The sequence below is a fragment of the Lamprocystis purpurea DSM 4197 genome (assembly GCF_000379525.1).
Classification (GTDB): Bacteria; Pseudomonadota; Gammaproteobacteria; order Chromatiales; family Chromatiaceae; genus Thiodictyon; species Thiodictyon purpureum.
Genome location: NZ_KB902397.1, coordinates 24,721 through 41,650, shown reverse-complemented (window position 1 = coordinate 41,650; position 16,930 = coordinate 24,721). Strand labels below are relative to the sequence as shown.

Annotated in this window: 11 protein-coding genes; 2 read left to right on the top strand and 9 right to left on the bottom strand. The window is 66.0% G+C overall.

Annotated elements, in window-relative coordinates; translation table 11 throughout:
- The first annotated feature begins 2 nt into the window (after window positions 1–2).
- Window positions 3–1,805 (top strand): AAA family ATPase, encoded by a 1,803-nt coding sequence (locus A39O_RS0105410; protein ID WP_020503678.1) that lies wholly within the window; start codon window positions 3–5, stop codon window positions 1,803–1,805.
- A gap of 102 nt (window positions 1,806–1,907) precedes the next feature.
- Here A39O_RS0105410 and A39O_RS0105405 read toward each other — a convergent pair whose 3' ends face one another.
- From A39O_RS0105405 to A39O_RS0105360, 9 genes are all read right to left on the bottom strand, one after another.
- Window positions 1,908–3,023, bottom strand: a complete 1,116-nt coding sequence (locus A39O_RS0105405; protein ID WP_020503677.1) for a glycosyltransferase family 4 protein — start codon at window positions 3,021–3,023, stop codon at window positions 1,908–1,910.
- Window positions 3,020–4,123, bottom strand: coding sequence for a glycosyltransferase family 9 protein (locus A39O_RS0105400; RefSeq protein ID WP_020503676.1), 1,104 nt, complete (start codon window positions 4,121–4,123; stop codon window positions 3,020–3,022). The genes A39O_RS0105405 and A39O_RS0105400 overlap by 4 nt, the downstream gene beginning before the upstream one ends.
- Window positions 4,120–4,383, bottom strand: a complete 264-nt coding sequence (locus A39O_RS32125; RefSeq protein WP_051088768.1) for a DUF433 domain-containing protein — start codon at window positions 4,381–4,383, stop codon at window positions 4,120–4,122. The genes A39O_RS0105400 and A39O_RS32125 overlap by 4 nt, the downstream gene beginning before the upstream one ends.
- A 202-nt stretch (window positions 4,384–4,585) precedes the next feature.
- The gene (locus A39O_RS0105390) at window positions 4,586–5,158 is read right to left on the bottom strand and encodes an HdeD family acid-resistance protein (RefSeq protein ID WP_245561781.1); all 573 of its coding nucleotides are present in this window, start codon (window positions 5,156–5,158) and stop codon (window positions 4,586–4,588) included.
- A 196-nt stretch (window positions 5,159–5,354) separates the two neighbouring features.
- Window positions 5,355–6,743 carry a bifunctional enoyl-CoA hydratase/phosphate acetyltransferase gene (locus A39O_RS0105385; protein ID WP_020503673.1) on the bottom strand — a complete coding sequence of 463 codons (1,389 nt, stop codon included), beginning with the start codon at window positions 6,741–6,743 and terminating at the stop codon, window positions 5,355–5,357.
- A 133-nt stretch (window positions 6,744–6,876) separates the two neighbouring features.
- Entirely contained in the window at window positions 6,877–8,721 is a 1,845-nt protein-coding gene (clcA, locus tag A39O_RS32120; protein ID WP_020503672.1) for a H(+)/Cl(-) exchange transporter ClcA, read from the bottom strand.
- Window positions 8,722–8,734: 13 nt separating this feature from the next.
- A complete protein-coding gene (locus A39O_RS0105375; protein ID WP_020503671.1) occupies window positions 8,735–9,622 on the bottom strand; it encodes an Rpn family recombination-promoting nuclease/putative transposase in 888 nt (295 codons plus the stop codon).
- An 804-nt stretch (window positions 9,623–10,426) separates the two neighbouring features.
- Window positions 10,427–11,482: a DUF2333 family protein gene (locus A39O_RS0105365; RefSeq protein WP_020503669.1), complete on the bottom strand. Its 1,056-nt coding sequence runs from the start codon at window positions 11,480–11,482 to the stop codon at window positions 10,427–10,429.
- Window positions 11,483–11,682: 200 nt separating this feature from the next.
- Window positions 11,683–14,832 (bottom strand): mechanosensitive ion channel domain-containing protein, encoded by a 3,150-nt coding sequence (locus A39O_RS0105360; RefSeq protein ID WP_020503668.1) that lies wholly within the window; start codon window positions 14,830–14,832, stop codon window positions 11,683–11,685.
- A gap of 139 nt (window positions 14,833–14,971) precedes the next feature.
- Between A39O_RS0105360 and A39O_RS0105355 the strand changes: the two genes are divergently transcribed.
- Window positions 14,972–16,870 carry a sensor domain-containing protein gene (locus A39O_RS0105355; RefSeq protein ID WP_020503667.1) on the top strand — a complete coding sequence of 633 codons (1,899 nt, stop codon included), beginning with the start codon at window positions 14,972–14,974 and terminating at the stop codon, window positions 16,868–16,870.
- The last annotated feature ends 60 nt before the right edge of the window (window positions 16,871–16,930 follow it).

Genomic DNA, 16,930 nt, shown 5'->3' with positions numbered 1-16,930 from the left:
ATATGAAATTTCCCTACGGCTTGAGCGATTTCGCCACCCTGATCCAGGACGGCTATTGGTATCAGGATCGCACCGAGCGGATTGCGCTGTTGGAAGCGGCAGGGCGGCAACTGATCTTTATCCGGCCCCGCCGCTTCGGCAAGAGTTTGCTGCTGTCGATGCTGGAGCACTATTACGATCTCAATCGGGCCCAGGATTTCGATGCCCTGTTCGGCCGGTTGGCGATCGGCCAAAGTCCCACGCCGCTGCACAACCAGTATTTCGTGATGAAGTGGGATTTCTCGCTGGTTCAGGCGCAAGGGGACCTGCGCGAGATCGAGGCGGCGCTGCATCGGCATCTGAACGATTGTATCCAGGCGTTCGTGCTGCGTTATCGGGAGCAACTGACCGAGTTGGTCACGATACACCCGGAGAACGCCCTGTCGTCCTGGCAGTCGGTGCTGATGGCGGTCTCCCAAACGCCTCACAAGCTCTATCTGTTGATCGATGAATACGATAACTTCGCTAATGAGGTCTTGATGGCGGGGGCGCACTCCAGTCAGGCCCAGGACCGCTATCAGGCGCTGCTTTATGGCGAAGGGCTCCTAAAGACCGTGTTCAAGGCGGTCAAGGCGGGAGCCGGCGGCCTGGGATTGGACCGGGTCTTCATCACCGGTGTATCCCCGGTGGTACTGAGCGATATGACCAGCGGTTACAACGTCGGCGAGAGCATCTATCTGGAGCCCGACTTCAATGACCTGTGCGGCTTCACCGAGGCCGAAGTGGCGACCGTGCTGGATCACCTGGCGCAGGAGCGTGGGGAGGACGGTGCGCCGGCTGTCTGGTCACCCGCCGCGGCGCTTGAGACCATGCGCACCTTCTACAACGGCTATCGCTTCAGCGAGGACGCCACGGCGAGTCTCTACAATCCAACCCTGACGCTCTATTTTCTGAAGGCCCTGCAACGGCATGGCGAGCCGCCGCGGCGGCTGTTGGATGAAAACCTGGCGATGGACCGCGGCAAGTTGATCTACATTGCCGACCTGCCGCACGGCGAGGCGCTGCTGGTGCAAGCGTTGAGCGGTGACGCGACCGTGACGATTCCGGAGTTGGCGCGGCGCTTCGGGGTGGCCGAGGTCTTGGCGGCGACCAAAGACCAGCCATTCATGGCCTCGCTGCTCTACTATTTCGGCATCCTCACCATGGCGGGCGAGGGGGAACTGGGCAAGCTGATCCTGAAGATCCCTAACCTGGTCGCGCGCGCGCTCTATGTGGAACGGCTGCGTGAACGCTGGTTGCCGGATGCGGCCGAACGGGATTGGACGCGATCCCAAGCCGAGCAGGTCTATTTGCTGGGTGACCTGGAGCCGCTATGCGACTTCATCGAACAGCGTTATTTTGCGGTGCTGTCCAATCGCGATTACCGCTGGGTCAATGAGCTGCTGGTCAAGTTTGCGTTTCTGACCTTATTGTTCGACGACCGGCTCTATATGGCCATGTCGGAGTTGGAAGCCCGTCGGGGCTATGTGGATCTGGCACTGATCGTGCGGCCCGACCGGCGGCGCATTCAGGCGCTGGACCTGCTGCTCGAATTCAAGTACCTCGGCTTGAAAGAACTCGGCTTGAGCGGTGCGCAGGTCCGCGCGTTATCGCGCGCGGACCTGGCGGCCGTGCCGGCGGTGGCAGCGAAGTTGGACGAGGCGCAAGCGCAGGCACTGACCTATGGTGCGACCCTGGGTGAGCAGCATGGGCTGACCGATTTGCGTGCGTTCGCGGTGGTCGCGCTCGGCGTCGAGCGGCTGGTGTGGCGGGTCATCCAGGCTTGAGTGCAGCCGCGGACGGTCCGCACAGCGGACCCTAGGGTACACCGTAACCGGTAGGGTCCGCTGTGCGGACCGACGACCGTGCAGATCGCGCGGCGGCCGGGTTTATGACCAAGGCCAGCCCGCCGCCCGAGGCTCCGATTCGTCAAGTAATTCCCGATAGACCGCGAGATTGCCCTCCACCATCGCGTCGATGGAGAACTCCCGCGCCATCAGCGCCTGGCCCGCGGCTCCCAGGGCGCGGCGGCGTTCGGGGTTCGCGAGCAGCGCGGCAACCGCGGCGCCCAGGGCGGCCGGGTCCCCCGGGGGGACCAGCACACCGTTTTCCCCGTCGCGCACCGCCTCCGGAATGCCCCCGGCACGGCTGGCGACGATCGGCACCCCGGCGCTGGCCGCCTGGAGCAGCGCGACGCCCAGGCCCTCCATCAGGGCCGGGTGCACCAGCAGATCGACACAGGGCAGCAATTGCTCCAGGTCAGCGCGAAAACCCGCCAGGGTCACCTGCCCGGCGACTCCCAGGGTCTGTGCCTCCTGCGCGAGGTCCGCGGCCAGCGGACCCTGACCGAAGAAGATGACCCGCAGGTTCGGGTACGCCGCGCCCAGCGTGGGTAACGCCCGCAGCAGGAAGCGGTGTCCCTTGCGCTCGATCAATTGGGCGACGACGGCGATCCAGGGTCCGTCTGCCGGGATCCCGAGCCGCTGCGCCGCCGCCGCGCGGTCGCCGGGCCGGGCGTAGCGCTGCCAGTCGACCGCGCTGCGCACCACCCGCAGCTTGTCGGCCGGCAACCCGCCCGCGGTCAGTACCCGCCCGATTTCCTGCGAGATGGCGATCACCCGATCATGCAGCCGGTACTTGAGACGCACGAGCCAGGCTGCTTCCGGGTTATCCACCCGCCTGGTGTGGACCACCGGCACCCCGGCCAGGCGCCCCGCGATCCCGCCCATCACGTCCGCGCCGATGCGGCTGTGCAGGTGGATCAAATCCGGCGTGCCCGCGCGGATCAGCCGCCGCAGGCGCGGCACCAGCAGCAGGTCCGCATCGCCGTGCATGGGCAGGCCATGAACCTCGGCGCAAGGTGCCGCGGCGGCGCCCAGGTCGCAGTCGCGCGGACAGGCGAGCAGGTTCTCGTGACCGCGGGCATGCAGACCCCGGATCAGGTGCAGGACCTGGAAGGCCCCGCCGTAGAGGTGCCGGCCGCCCTCGACGTGCAGGACCCTCACGGCGTCGCTCCGATGACCTGGCGGGCGGCGGTCAGTACCTCGCGCGCGCGGATTTCACGCATGCAGGTGAAGGCTCCGTCGCAGGTGGGCCGGCGCTTGCAAGGGGAGCAGGGCAGCCGGTGATAGAGCACCCGGGCGTTGGCCCGCGTGGTGTCGGTGTAGGGGCAGGTGGAGCCGAATAACAGTACGGACGGGGTGCCGTGGGCGATGCCCATGTGGCTCAGGCCGGTATCCACCCCCACCAGCAGGGCGGCGCGGTCGATCAGCGCGGCGGCCTCGCTCAGGCTGGTCTGGCCCGCGAGGTTGACCACGGGGTTCTCTGCTTCATCGGCGGTCCCGCCGGCCGCCCCGGCCGCATCGCTGATCCGATCCGCGGCCTCCCGGTCGCCCGGGCCGCCCAGCAGCACCGGGATCAGCCCCAGGTCCGTGCGCAGGCGCCAGGCCAGGTCGGCCCAGCGCTCCTCGAACCAGTGCTTTTGCGGTCGGGTGGTGAAGGGGCAGAGGGCCGCGAAGCCGCTGGTCAGTCCCTCCCGCACCAGCGTCTCGTCGGCCGCGGTCGCGGCGGCCGCGTCATAGTGAACGGCCATCGCGAAGTCGGCGGTGGGCAATCCCAGCATCCGCGCCAGATGCAGGTACTCGGAGCCGATGCGCCGCGGGTCCCCGCCGCGGTCAACCGTGCGGGTCATGAGCCAGGCGCTGCCCTCCCGCGAGCCCAGGCCGACTCGCTCCCGCGCGCCGGATAGTCGGGTCAGAAGCCCGCTCTTGGCGAGTCCCTGCAAGTCCAGGGCAAGATCGAAGCGCCGCTCATGCAGCGTTTCACGCATGGCCATTATCCCCCTGCTCAATTGGCCGAACCGACGTTCACGCCACAGCCGCCGCCAGTGGCCCATGGGGCAGACGATCACCTCGTCCAGGTCCGGATGGCGGTCGAGCAGCGCCCGGCACTCCGGCTGGACCAGCCAGGCGATGTGCGCTTGCGGGCTGGCGCGGCGCAGGGCCGCGATCAGTGGCGAGGCGAACACAATATCGCCGATGGCGGAGAGGCGCACCAGCAGGATGCGGGCGTGCGGGGCGATGGTGAGGGGGTGGTCCGGCGTCATGGGTCAGTCATCTGGGGCGGCGCGTACCGAGCGCGCTTCGGCAGATCGATGACCTGTTCGCGAGCCAACTCGGCCGCATACCGGATCGCCGCGTGAACATCGTCCGCGGTCAGTGATGGATAGCTGTCGATGATCTGTTGCGGGGCCAGTCCTGCGGCGAGGTTGTCGAGCACGACGGATACCGGTACGCGCGTTCCGTTGATACAGGCTTGCCCATGGCAGATCAGGGGGTCAATGTGGATTCTCTGTTCCCAAGTCATGGTTGTCTCCGGTTCCAGCCGCGCACGGTCCGCACAGCGGACGGTCCGCACAGCGGACGGTCCGCACAGCGGACCCTACGGTAACACCGTGACCCGTAGGGTCCGCTATGCGGACCGACGACCCAGCGGATCGCGCGGTGGCCGGGCTTATGACCAAGGCCGGCAGCGCGGATGCGGCCTGACCGCTCTCGGCCAACCGGGATCAGCGCGCGGCTTTGCGCGCATCCAGCGCGATGAAGAGATAGGACCAGCCATTGAAGATCAGTTCGATGGCAACGAACAGGCCGATCACCCACATGCCGGATTCCGGCCATTGGCCCAGGATCATGCCGCCCAGTACGATGGACACCAGGCCGGAGAGCGCCACCCAGAACCAGCCCGCCGCCGCCGGCCGCAGTTGGAAGGCCATGATGATGCGCACCAGACCGACCGCGATCAGGATGCCGGCCAGCACCAGGGTGAGGACGACCGAGGCACGGGCCGGGTCCATGATGATGTCGACCCCGGCCGCGATGTACAGCAGGGCGATCAGCACATGCCACAGCACCGACTTCCAACCTTTGCAGGTGAAGGCATGGACCAGTTGAAAGAGTCCGGCGGCGAGGATCAGGACCCCGAAGAACAGGACGCTCGCCAGGGTGAGCGCGAAGGTCATGTAGAACCCGAGGGTCCCAAGCACGATGGAGATGATACCCAGGGCCAGCAGCCAGCCCCAATGCTTCTGTACCTCGGCGGAAAAGGCACCCTGGACGGTCGCCGTGTTGCTTGCAGACATCATGTGTTCCTCTGTTGGTTGACGCGTGGTTGACGGATTCAATGGGTGCGTTCACCTCAAACCCACCTGTGGGAGCGGCCTCCGGCCGCGATGAGTGCGCGATGAACTCGGACGCCGCGCTCGTCCGCGAGGCCCTGTCGCGTCCGGAGTCCGCTCCCACGGGGTCGCGGTGACTTTCACGGCAAAGCCGCGGTTCCTAGTGCCCGGCTGCCGGCGGCGGCCGCCGCCCCGCCTGGGCGACCAGCACCATCACCGCCGTCGATGCCAGCCGGGTGCGCACGGTGTCGGCGCGGCTGGTCAGCACGATGGGCACGCGCGCGCCCAGCACGATGCCCGCGCTGTCCGCCCCGGCCAGATACTGGAGCTGCTTGGCCACCATGTTGCCGGCCTGGAGATCGGGCAGCAGCAGGATGTCGGCCCGGCCCGCCACCGGGGAGACGATCTTCTTGGTGCGGGCCGCGTCTTCGCTGACCGCGTTGTCGAAGGCCAGGGGGCCGTCGAGGATACCGCCGGTGAGTTGGCCGCGGTCGGCCATCTTGCACAGCATGGCCGCGTCGACGGTCGCCTGCATCACCGGGTTGACGGTCTCGACCGCGGCCAGGATCGCCACCAGCGGCGTCGCGATGCCGAGTACCTGGGCGAGGTCGATGGCGTTCTGGCAGATGTCCACCTTGTCCCGCACCGTCGGTGCGATGTTGATGGCGGCATCGGTCAGCAGGAGCAGCCGCGGATAGGTCGGAACGTCCATCACGAAGACATGGCTGACCCGGCGCTCGGTGCGCAGACCGGTCGCCCCGTCGACCACCGCGGCCATGAGTTCGTCCGTATGCAGCGAGCCCTTCATCAGGGCCTCCAGCTCCCCGGCGCGGACCATGGCCACCGCCTGTCGCGCCGCCGCATGGCTATGCTCGACGTCGACGATGCGATAAGGCGTCAGGTCCACGCCCTCGGCGGCCGCGATGGCGCGGATTTTGGCCGCGGGTCCGACCAGCACCGGCGTGATGAGACCGCGTTTGGCCGCCTCGATCGGCCCCAGCAGCGCGTCACGGTCGCAGGGATGAACGATCCCGCACGGCACCGGCGCCAGCCCTCGGCAACGGGCGAAGAGCGGTGCGAAGCCGTCGTTACGCCGTAAGATCACCTCGGGTGTGGCGATGTTCGAATAGCGCAGCCGCGCTGTCGGTGCGGCCACGGTGATGGTGCCCGTGACCAGCGTCTCGTCGCCCCGCCGCACCTGGCAGTCGAAAACGATCTGGTGACCGTCCGGACGTTTCTCAATGGCCGTCACGGTGCCCGCCAGTTCGTCGCCCACGGTCAGATCGCCGGAAAAGCTTAGATCCTGCGCCAGAATGCGCGTGCCCGGCCCCGGCAGCCGCCGGTTGAGCATGCCGGATACCAGGGCCTCGGCACCCACCGCCTCCACGATCAGTTCGGCCGCGGGGTCAGCGGCCTCGAGATGGAAGGGATCGAGGTCACCGGAGACCAGCGTCAGCGCTTCGACATCGGCGCGGCTCAGCCGGCGGGAGACGGTCAGCGTGGTCCCGACCGGGATTTCATCATAGGTCTGATTGATGTACGAATCCATGTTTGGCCTTCAGGTAATCACGCGGATGATGCCGCTTCAGGAGCGGGCCAGGATGCGCGGTAAGCGTCCGGCAGTCCGGAGCGCCCGGCGCAGTCCGGGTATGAGGGCGGACATACGTAAAATCATACACCGGTTATCTGTCCGGTTCGGGCCGGACTGACGTTCGACTCCCATCGCCGGGCTCAGGGGGCGCTTGGACCGGCAGCAGCCGCGTGCCTGCCGACAGGGGCCGTACCAGTGGTTTCAGGCGGCGCAGTCCGGCGGGGAGGGCGGCCAGGGCGGCTTCGGCCTCGGCTTGAGTGGCATAGTCGCCCAGAAGCAGAGCATACCAGTCCTTGTTCCGATGGCGGCCTTTCAGCGTACGCACCTGTCCGAACAGTCCGTGCCGTTGTGCGAAAGCGGCGAGGCCCGCGTCGCTGTTCACGGTCAGGAGCTGGATGGTGAAGCGCGGTTGGTCCTGGACCAGCGGGACTGACGCTGGGGCGGGGGCGGGAGTCGCGGCGCCGGATGGCGTGGTCCGGCTGGACTGCGCGGTCGGCGCCCCGCTGTCCTCGCGCGTCATCCCGGCCAGCGGTGTCGTCGGGGCGTCTTCCGGCGCGGAGACCGTCAGTCGTTCCAGCCCAAGCAGCGCGATCAGGATGAGCCCGGCGGCCAGGACCCGACGCTCCGGCCGGTGCGGCGACGGCGCAGGATGGTCCCCCTGAGCGAGCAGCAGGCTATAGATTGGCCGGCCGCCCAACCCCTCGGCGGTGAAGGTGGCACTGAGACAGGTGAGGATGATCGGCAGGACCAGCGCGTTGGCGCCGGTCAGCTCGATGACCAGGATGATCCCGGTCAAGGGGGCGCGCACCGTGGCGGCAAACAAGGCCCCCATGGCCGCCACCGCGAAAATTTCAGGACTCAGGCCGAGCCCGGGGGTCAGCCAGGTGACGAAGTGGTGAAAGGCCGCCCCGCCGATGGTGCCCAGGGCGAGCAGGGGGGCGAAGATACCGCCCGGCAGCCCGGCCCCATAACTGCCCACCGTGGTCAGCACGCGCACCGCCAGCAGCATCAGCAGGAACAGCGCGCCCTGATGTCCCTGGAGCAGCGACTCCACCAGCCCCTCGCCGCCGCCCATCGCATCAGGTGCGAACCAGACCAAAGCACCGAGGGCCATCCCCAGGGCGCTGGTCGTGAGGAAGGCGTGCCCCTCGCGCAGGGCGCGAAACCGGCGCACCGAGCCCAGCAACAGCGCGTTGAAAAGCACACCCAAGGCACCGATGAGCACCCCCAGCACCAGGAACAGGGGCAGCGCGGATAAGGGCGCCATTTGCACTGGCGCCATCGGCAGGGACGGTCCCTGCCCAAGGAACCAGCCGCTGACCACCACCGCCAAACAGCAGGCCAGGATGACCGACTGCAGTGCGGCGAAGCTGAACTCGAAGTGCTCCCGCAATTCCTCGGTGACGAAGACGATGGCCGCCAGCGGGGCATTGAAGGCGGCGGCGAGTCCCGCCGCCGCGCCGGCCGCGATCAGCGAACGGCCCTGTCGGCAATCCAGGCGCAGCCGCTCGGTTGCCAGTTGGCCCAGCGCGGCACCCATGTGGACTGTTGGCCCCTCGCGCCCCAGCACCAGACCGGAGCCGACCGCCAGCACCCCGGCGACGAACTTGACCGGCAGCACCCGCTGCCAGCGCAGGGTGCGCGCACCGGCGAGGATGGCCTCCACCTCCTGGATACCACTGCCGGCGGTCTCCGGAGCGAATCGGCGGACCAGCCACAGGGCGGCGCTCAGCACCAGGGTACCCAGGCCCATCAGGACCAGCCAACCCGGCACCGGCGCCGACTCCAGCAGGGTGCGCAACAGGTCCCGGCCCTGATCGGCCTGGTCGAGGAGGGCATGGAAGGCGGCGCCGACCAGCCCGGCGAAGGCACCGACCAGGGCCGCGGCCGGATAGATCCGCCAGTCGACTGGAGCCGTGGTCTGCTGGTCGCTCATCGTGCGGTCTTCGTCAGGTCCGCTGCGCGCGCAAGCCCCGGATTTGGGCCGCGCTCAGTCCGGTCTTTTCCGCCAGCAACTGGTCGTCGGAAATCACGTCCAGCAGACCTTGGGCAATGCGCAGGCGCTCTTGTTCTTGACCTTCCTTCCGGCCTTGCTGCATGCCCCAACCATAGGACGATTGCACCATGCTCGCCTGCTGGTGCAAATCATCCTGATAGCGCTCGTAGGCACGGCGCTCCGCCTCCGGCAGCCGCAGAATATCCAGTTGTTCCTTAGCCTCTTGCAATCCCCGGGCGCGAAAGCCCTCGGGCACCTCCTCGTGCTTGAGAAAATATATCCATTCGTCGAGCGAGTCACGGGCCACGTCGTCAAACTGGTTGACCTTGATCAGGTAGTATTCCGGAAACAACGCGTGCGGTTCCCGGCGTCGGTAGAGATCCTGCTGCGCCTCGCTCAGTTGCAGTTCGTCCTGGCGATGCAGCCCGATGAATCGGGTGGCGCCGTGATAGACATAATCCTGGCCCTGACCCAGGTCGAAATACAGGATACTGACCGAAATGACCTTGACCACCTCACCGTAAGGATGGCCTTCCTGAAGGTTCTCCACCAGCGTACGCGCGGTGCTGTGCAGAATACGCTGCAAATAATCGAACTGCCGCTGGTACTGGACCTCGATCAGGATGATCTCACCGCCGGCATTGCGTGTCTTCAAATCCACCCGGTTCTGCTTGTCGGTCGCCGTGTCCCGGTTGCTCTCGCTCTCGATGATCTCCAGGATTTGAATCTCTTCGTGCAGCAACTCACTCAAAAATCCTTCGAGAATTCCGAAATGGGCTTTGCTGCGCAACAGACGCTTCATCGCCCAGTCGAAACTGATCAAGCGGCGGTGACGGATCATGACGGTGCTCCCGTACGGCGACCTGCCCGGCCGCGATGACACTGACGCTGCCGGGTCTGATCAGACTGGTTGTTCATGTGAGCCGATAGGCCCGCGAAAATCCCTGAAGCGAGCGTCGCGATCGATTTCAAGCGGCCCCGCCAAGGCCTGATGTTAGCCAGGTCAAGGGTGCCGGGCAAGGTGGATCACCGCGCCTGTTGCATGGGCCGGTGGTGGCCTGATCCGTGCTTATTCTTCTCGTTCCCACGCTCCAGCGTGGGAATGCCGTCCGGCCGCTCCACCGGCCGGTAGCGCCATGCGACGCTGGAGCCTGGGAGAAAGATCAGCGGAAGTCTTGCACTGTGGATGTTCCTTATCGGGTACAGCCTGACTGATGGACCTCAGGTGTCTGGGCCTCGATCATCATTCCGGCTGGTCGTGCCGGCGCCGGGGCAGTCCCGTGAATCCCGCGCCGCTGCTGGTGGACTGCGCTACGCTTGTCCACCCGACGCCGCGTGGCCGGAAACCTGATCAAGGCCGATGTCCATCAGCCCCAATCCCAACCCGGTAGAAGCGCGGCCTAGCAGCCTGTCGGACTTAGCCCCTAGGATTAGGGTGTGAGTCAACATAAAGGCTTTTTGTTGCTCCACAATCTAACGTAAGGTGATTTCCGCGAAAAATCCAACCCGTAGGAGCCCGCTTGCGGGCGACGGGTGGGGCACAATGACGCGATTCCGGCAGGTCACGTCGCCCGCAAGCGGGCTCCTACGGAGCTTGATTCTTGATAGCGTCTTATTCGGAAATCGCCTAAAGTCCGACAGGCTGCTAGCCGTCCTGTAGCAGGGTTTTCAGGTCGAGCACCGACGCATTGACACGGGAGATATAAGACGCGATGGTCAGCGAGTGATTGGCGAAGACCCCGTAGCCGTCGCCGTTCAGCACGATCGGACTCGACATTGTCTGGATCGCGCCCTGCAGATCGCGAATGATCTGCTGAACCAGTGACTGGGCACTCTTGGCTTCCAGGATGTCCCGGAAGTCTACGGCAATCGCCTGCATGACATGCAACAACGCCCAACTGTAGCCGCGTGTGCAATAGAACACGTTGTCGACCTGATCCCAGGGCGTCTGGGTCGGTGTGTCCGGCGCGGCAGCGGTGGTCAGTGTGCCGTCCAGGTTGGGGATGAGCGCTGCCGTCAGTGCCCGATTGGCGATGCTTGAACTCAGGCGGCTTGCTTGATTGCCAAGACGTTTCTCGATCACGTTGAGATAGTCCGCGAGGTTATCGGCGCGCGCAAAAAAATGCCCGCCCCCCGGTTTGCCGGTCATCGTATCGCGATAATGTCTGAGCGCGTCAAGACCTTGACGATATTCATCCTCGGCGGTCGGGAACATCCAGGATTTCGGATCGATCGCGAATTGCAGGTCGGCCCGCCTGACGTCATCGTTTTCCAATGACTGACTCTGCGAGCGACTGAAATCATTGCGTAACGAGCGTAGCGTATCGCGCAGCGCCATCAAGACTCCGCATTCCCAGCTCGGACAGTTGTCGATCAATACGCCCGGCGGTGCGATATCGTTATAAAGGAATCCGCCCGGCTTATCGAGCAGGATTTCACCAATCCTGATCGTGGTCGAGACGAGTGCAGTGCCGGGTATGGGTTTGCCGTCCGCGGCGAACGCACTGTCGGGAATGGTCGCGGCGACCTCGAAAGTCGGTGGCTGTTGACACCAGTAGAATGTCAGGCCAAGCACAGTGACCAGGTAGATGACGGCGGCGGCCAGCGTCCCCCCGAGAATCCGCATCGGCCAGGTGGATCGGGTACGCGGTGTGCGCGTCTGTTCGGACTGCGGTTCGTTGTCAATGGAGTCTGCATTCATCGGTAGTCACGCCTTTGCTCACGTGTCGAACGGGCGGTTGGTATGGTCCCGCGCCCGTGATCAGCATGAGTCGTCTGAGAAAGAATGCATTAGAACATAAGCGTTTTATGATATATCTGACATTGAGAATTCGCACCGTCTCTGTCAATTAACAGCGTTCACGGTGGCCGCTCAAGACAAGTCGCTGATCGGTAAGAGCATCAGGGTGCCATCGTCCCCGGCGCGGCACTCTCGGGGGCGGGCAAAACCGCGTCACCCTGGTCCAGGCACAGGTGCAGGTCGCGCTGCGGGTAGGGGATGCTGATGCCGGCGGTCCGGAATCCGTACCAGATGCGGCGATTGACTTCGGAGCGCACCGCGCTGCGCCCGATCTGTCCCAGGTAATGGATACAGTACTCCAGGCGTAGGGTGACCGCGGAGTCTCCGAACTCCCAGAGGGTGACCAGCGGCGCCGGGCTGCGCAGGATCGGGGGATAACCGACCAGGATCTCGCGGACCAGGGCGATCGCCTGGTCGGGGTCGTTCTGATAGCTGATGCCCACGGTCAGCACGGTGCGCAGGATGTCGTCGCTCCGGGTCCAGTTGATGAATTCGCCGGTGATCACTGATCCATTGGGGACGAAGACCTCCTGTTTGTCGAAGGTGCGGATGGTGAGCGAGCGGAAACCGATCCGGGTGACTTCGCCCTCATGGCCGCTCACGGTCACGATGTCGCCCACCCGCAGCGGACGTTCCACCAGGAGCATGATGCCCGAGATGAAGTTGTTGACGATATTCTGTAACCCGAAGCCGATGCCCACGCCCAGGCTCGCGGCAAAGACCAGCAGCGTGGTCAGGTCGACACCGATGCTCTGGAGCGCGACCAGGAAGCCGGTGCAGATGATCAGGTACTGGGTGAAGGTCGCCAGTGTCTGGCGCAGCCCGTGATCGCGGATGCGGGCGTAGGCGAGATGAAAGCTGACCCGTTTGACCCAGGCGCCGATCCAGATGCTGGCGAGCACCAGCAATGCGGCGATGGCCAGATCACGCGGGGTCAGCTGCAATTTGCCGACATGGAGCAATGCCCGATGCGTCCAGTCCAGCAATGTGCTCAGCGGCGGTGTCTGCGCGCTCCAGCCCCACAGCCGCACCAGGCCCCAGCCCGCGGCCAGCCAGGCGAGCAGGACCGCAAGGGCGTGGGTCGGACCCAGAAACTCGCGGCGCCATAGATCGCCGCGGGTATCCATTTTTTTGTCCGACCAGCGTTCGAAACGGCGCAAGGCGGTGGTGTGCAGGTCGTCGAGCGCGCCCAGTGCGAGATAAAGCAATGCGGCGATCAGCGCCAGCCAACCCAGATACGCGGCAATGGCCCAGGCCAGGTTGAGGTATCCCAGCAGCCCGAGCAGGCCCGCTGCCGCGAGCGCTACGGCGGCCGCGCGGGACAGCCAGGCGAGCAAGCGCACGCCGTGACGGTGCGGTGTCGCGGCCTCCGGTCTGGCAGGCGGAGGCGGCGCGGACGACTGGCCGCCGCTTCGGTTCGGTGCCGCGTCGGGCGATGGGTCCGCGGTTTCACCCGCTACCTGCGCGAGTTGCAGGATCAGCCCCCTGAGCCCGAAGGCCGGCACCGCGAGCAGCAGCAAACCAAACAGGGCCAGGCGGTCGAGCAGGTCGGCGGCGAGGGGCGAAACCGGGAGTGCGTGGGTCAGGGAATACAAGACGCTGATCACCACGGTCAGTCCCAGCGCCCATCGCAGCCGCCGGAAAAACACCGTGCGTTCAGCCAATTGACTCGCCGACTGTTCGGGGACAAACAGCTCGAGCCGCGCCAGCCGCAACAGAAAAGCGCTCGCCGGCCAGACGCCGAGCACCAGCAGGCGCGGCCGCCACGCGTTCGCGGGCAGGTCGAGGCTGAACGCCACCCAAGCCCAGATCAGGGCGGGAATGGCCCAGGGAAGCGCCGGAACCAGGGCCTGGGCCGGAATGGCCAGCCGCCGCCCGGATTCCAGGTGGTGCCGCCACAGCCAGTGACGCAGACCGAGCGTCAGGGCAATCACTGCCAGGGTCCCGCCGAGCAGGTTGAGCCACTCGCCGGGGGTCAGGAGGTCGATGCGTCCCTGCAGGTTGGTTGCCAGCGTCCGGTGCTCATGCATCGCCAGTGTCGGCAGCGCGGCGAACCCCGCGGCGATCCGTTGCCACTCCCCGGTCGCACCGGGCAACGGCAGTCGTTCGGTCAGTGAATCGGTATAGACCGCCGCCATCTGTTGGGCGAAGTGAATACGCTCGGATTCAACCCGTTGCAATTCGGCCTTGATGTCCTGTTGCTGCAGGTCGATCAGGTCCTCCAGGTCTTGGGTCAGGTCCCAGGTCGGTCCCGCGGTGACGCCGCGTTCGCGCAGCAGGGTGCGCCGCGCCTCGATGACCTGGCGCTCGCCGACCAGTTCGCCGATCAGAGTCCGCAGTTCATCCCGCGCCGCGGTGAGTTCGTCCGCCGCCGCCGCCAGCAACGGCAGAGGTGCGGACCGGTCGCCGCGCAAGGCGATCAGGCCTGCCAGTTGTCCACGCAGACCGAGCAGATCCAGATCGTTCTGACGCAGATAGGCGCGGGAGGCCGCATCATGCAAACGGGTTTCCAGGAGGTCGCGTTGCGGTCGCGTCGCCGGGTCGTTCTCGTCGATGGTTATGAGCGCGGCGGCCAAGTGCGCGGTTTCGCCAAGAAATTGCGAGACCGCCGACTCCAGCAGGGGGACACGCGGGTCATGTTCGGGGGCAGTGGCGTAGTCGATGGCGTCCAGGCGAATGCGCCGCTGGAGCAGACGCAGGCGCTGCTCGCTGAGGATCTCGAAACGCTGGTCGGCGGTGACCAGCTCCGCGAAGCTGTCCAGCAGCGCCCGCAGGGCCGCGATCTGGTCACTGAGCAGCCGCAGTGTCGTGTGTTGGGACAGGTCGTCCAAGTCGCGGACCGGGGTGTCGGTCAGGGTCCGTTCGAGTGCGGCGACACGCTGTTGCAGCCGCGCCAACGCCGCCTGTCGGTGCGCGATCTGACCCTCCAGGGTGCGAATGCGGGAGCGGACCGCATCGCGCTCCTGGCGCGCCGCTTGCAACATCCCCGGCTGGATGTCGGCGCTGCGCAGGCGCCGCTCCTCCTCCGCGATCTGGGCCGCCAGGCGCTCGGACTCACGAATGCGATGCCGCGTTGCCTCAGCGATTTCGGTCCGTCCCAGCAACAAGCGGTCGGTCGCGTCCTGAATCTCGCGCAGGGGCGTGAGGGTGTTGGCCACGGGGAGGGGTTGGCCCACGGCTGCGACCGGGGTCAGCATCAGGCAGAGGGCCATAACGGTCAGCGGGTGGACCAGCGTGCGCCAGAGGGGCATGGTGTACTCATCAGGTCCGGTCGGGGTGGAGACACAGGGCGTATCTTACGCCATCGGAGTAAACTGATCATGAGCGGGCGCCTTGCCGGTCATTGGCCGCTCGGCGGCGCCAGTGTTCAGGATGCAGAACGGAGGAAAGATGAACCCGGTGCCCCTGTCAGAAACCCGCCGCCACTGGGCTGCTGTCCTGATCGTTTTCATGTTGACCGCCGCGCTGGCCATCGCCGCGATTTGGCACAGTGAACAGACCCAGTTGCTCCTGAAAGCGGCCCTTGGCCTCTCATTCAGTTTGTTGCTCGCCGCGCTGACGCGTCTGCTGCTCAAGACCCGTGCCCAGGCGCGTGCACTCACCGCGCTGATCGAGGAGCGCACCGTCCAGAGTGAAGAGCGGTTTCGCCGACTGCTCGATGAGGTCCCCGCGGTCGCCGTGCAGGGGTATCTGATGGACGGGACAACCTGCTACTGGAATCGGGCCTCTGAACGGATCTATGGCTATGCGGCGCAGGAGGCGATTGGACGCAGCCTGTTGGATTTGATCATCCCCCTCGACATGCGGGACACCGTTCGCGGTGCCATCGCAATGATGGCCGAGACCGGACAGCCCATCCCGCCCGCGGAGTTGTCGCTCCAGCGCAAGGATGGCACGCGGGTCGCGGTCTACTCCAGCCATGCCGTGGTGCGGATTTCGGGTCGCGCACCCGAATTCTTCTGTGTCGATATCGACCTGACCGAGCCCCGACGCGTGCAGGACGCGCTCGCCGAGACCATGGTCAAGTACCGTACCCTGTTCGATGACTTTCCGCTGGGCATTACCATCACCGACGCCGCCGGCCGGATCGTCGAGGCCAATGCCGCCTCCGAGCGGTTGCTTGGCGTCTCCCGAGCGGAGCATGGGACGCGCAGCATCGATGCACCGCAGTGGCGGATTCTGCGCCCGGACGGGCAGCCGATGCCGGCCGAGGAATTCGCCAGCGTGCGGGCGCTCAAGGAGCAGCGTCTGGTTGAGGGTGTGGAGTCGGGGATCGTCAAGGCGGCGGATGAGATCACCTGGCTGACGGTCACCGCGGCACCCCTGCCGCTGCCGGGCTATGGCGTCGTCGTTGCCTATGGCGATATCACCGCACAAAAAACGGCCGAACGTGCTTTGCGCGAGAGCGAGGAGCGTTACCGGCAGATCGTCGAGGCCGCCAACGAGGGTATCTGGATCATCGATCGCCAGGGAATCACCACCTTCGCCAACCGCCAGATGGAGACCCTGCTTGGCTGTCCCCCGGGCGGTCTGTCGGGACGGTCGTTCTTCGACTTCATGGACGCCGCGGGGCGCGGTGAAGCGGAGCAGCGACTCGCGCAACGCAATGAGGGGGTCGCCGCGCAGCACGAGTTCCGCTTCATCCGCGCGGACGGTACCGCGATCTGGACCCTGATCACCACGACCCCCCTGCGTGCCCCGGACGGCCAAGTGGTTCAGGCGCTGGCGATGGTCACCGATATCACCGAGCGCAAGCGCAGCGAAGAGGCGATCCGCCGGCTGGCTTTGTTCGATGCGTTGACCGGTCTGCCCAACCGGCGCCTGTTGCTCGACCGCCTGGGGCAGGCGCTGGCCGCTGTTGCCCGCACCCGGCGGCTGGGTGCGCTGATGTTCATCGACCTGGACAACTTCAAGGCGCTCAACGATCGCTGCGGCCATGACCTGGGTGATCGGCTGCTGCAGCAAGCCGCCGCGCGGTTGACCGCAACCGTGCGCCGCCGCGACAGTGTGGCCCGTCTGGGGGGCGACGAGTTCGTGGTGCTGCTGGAGGACCTGAGTGCGGATCCCGAGCTGGCCGCCGCTCAGGTGCGCGAAGTCGGGGGGAAGCTCCTCGCCGCCTTCGTCCCGCCCTTCGATCTGGAGGGGGAGCTGCACCGCGGTACCTGCAGCATCGGCATCAGCCTGTTCACGGGGTCGGAGGAGGAGAGCGCCGAGCGGCTGCTCAAGCGCGCGGATCAGGCGATGTACCGGGCCAAGGCGGCCGGCCGCAACACCCTGTGCCTCGCCTGACGCACGACGGCCGGGGCACGCACGACGCTGTCTGGTGACGCCGGGCGTTGTCCGTGGATG

Excerpts from the sequence above, each read along its gene's own strand:
- A39O_RS0105410 (WP_020503678.1), top strand. The coding sequence starts at position 3 with ATGAAATTTCCCTACGGCTTGAGCGATTTCGCCACCCTGATCCAGGAC.
- A39O_RS0105400 (WP_020503676.1), bottom strand. The coding sequence starts at position 4,123 with ATGACGCCGGACCACCCCCTCACCATCGCCCCGCACGCCCGCATCCTG.
- A39O_RS32125 (WP_051088768.1), bottom strand. The coding sequence starts at position 4,383 with ATGACTTGGGAACAGAGAATCCACATTGACCCCCTGATCTGCCATGGG.
- A39O_RS0105390 (WP_245561781.1), bottom strand. The coding sequence starts at position 5,158 with ATGTCTGCAAGCAACACGGCGACCGTCCAGGGTGCCTTTTCCGCCGAG.
- A39O_RS0105385 (WP_020503673.1), bottom strand. The coding sequence starts at position 6,743 with ATGGATTCGTACATCAATCAGACCTATGATGAAATCCCGGTCGGGACC.
- clcA (WP_020503672.1), bottom strand. The coding sequence starts at position 8,721 with ATGAGCGACCAGCAGACCACGGCTCCAGTCGACTGGCGGATCTATCCG.
- A39O_RS0105375 (WP_020503671.1), bottom strand. The coding sequence starts at position 9,622 with ATGATCCGTCACCGCCGCTTGATCAGTTTCGACTGGGCGATGAAGCGT.
- A39O_RS0105365 (WP_020503669.1), bottom strand. The coding sequence starts at position 11,482 with ATGAATGCAGACTCCATTGACAACGAACCGCAGTCCGAACAGACGCGC.
- A39O_RS0105360 (WP_020503668.1), bottom strand. The coding sequence starts at position 14,832 with ATGCCCCTCTGGCGCACGCTGGTCCACCCGCTGACCGTTATGGCCCTC.
- A39O_RS0105355 (WP_020503667.1), top strand. The coding sequence starts at position 14,972 with ATGAACCCGGTGCCCCTGTCAGAAACCCGCCGCCACTGGGCTGCTGTC.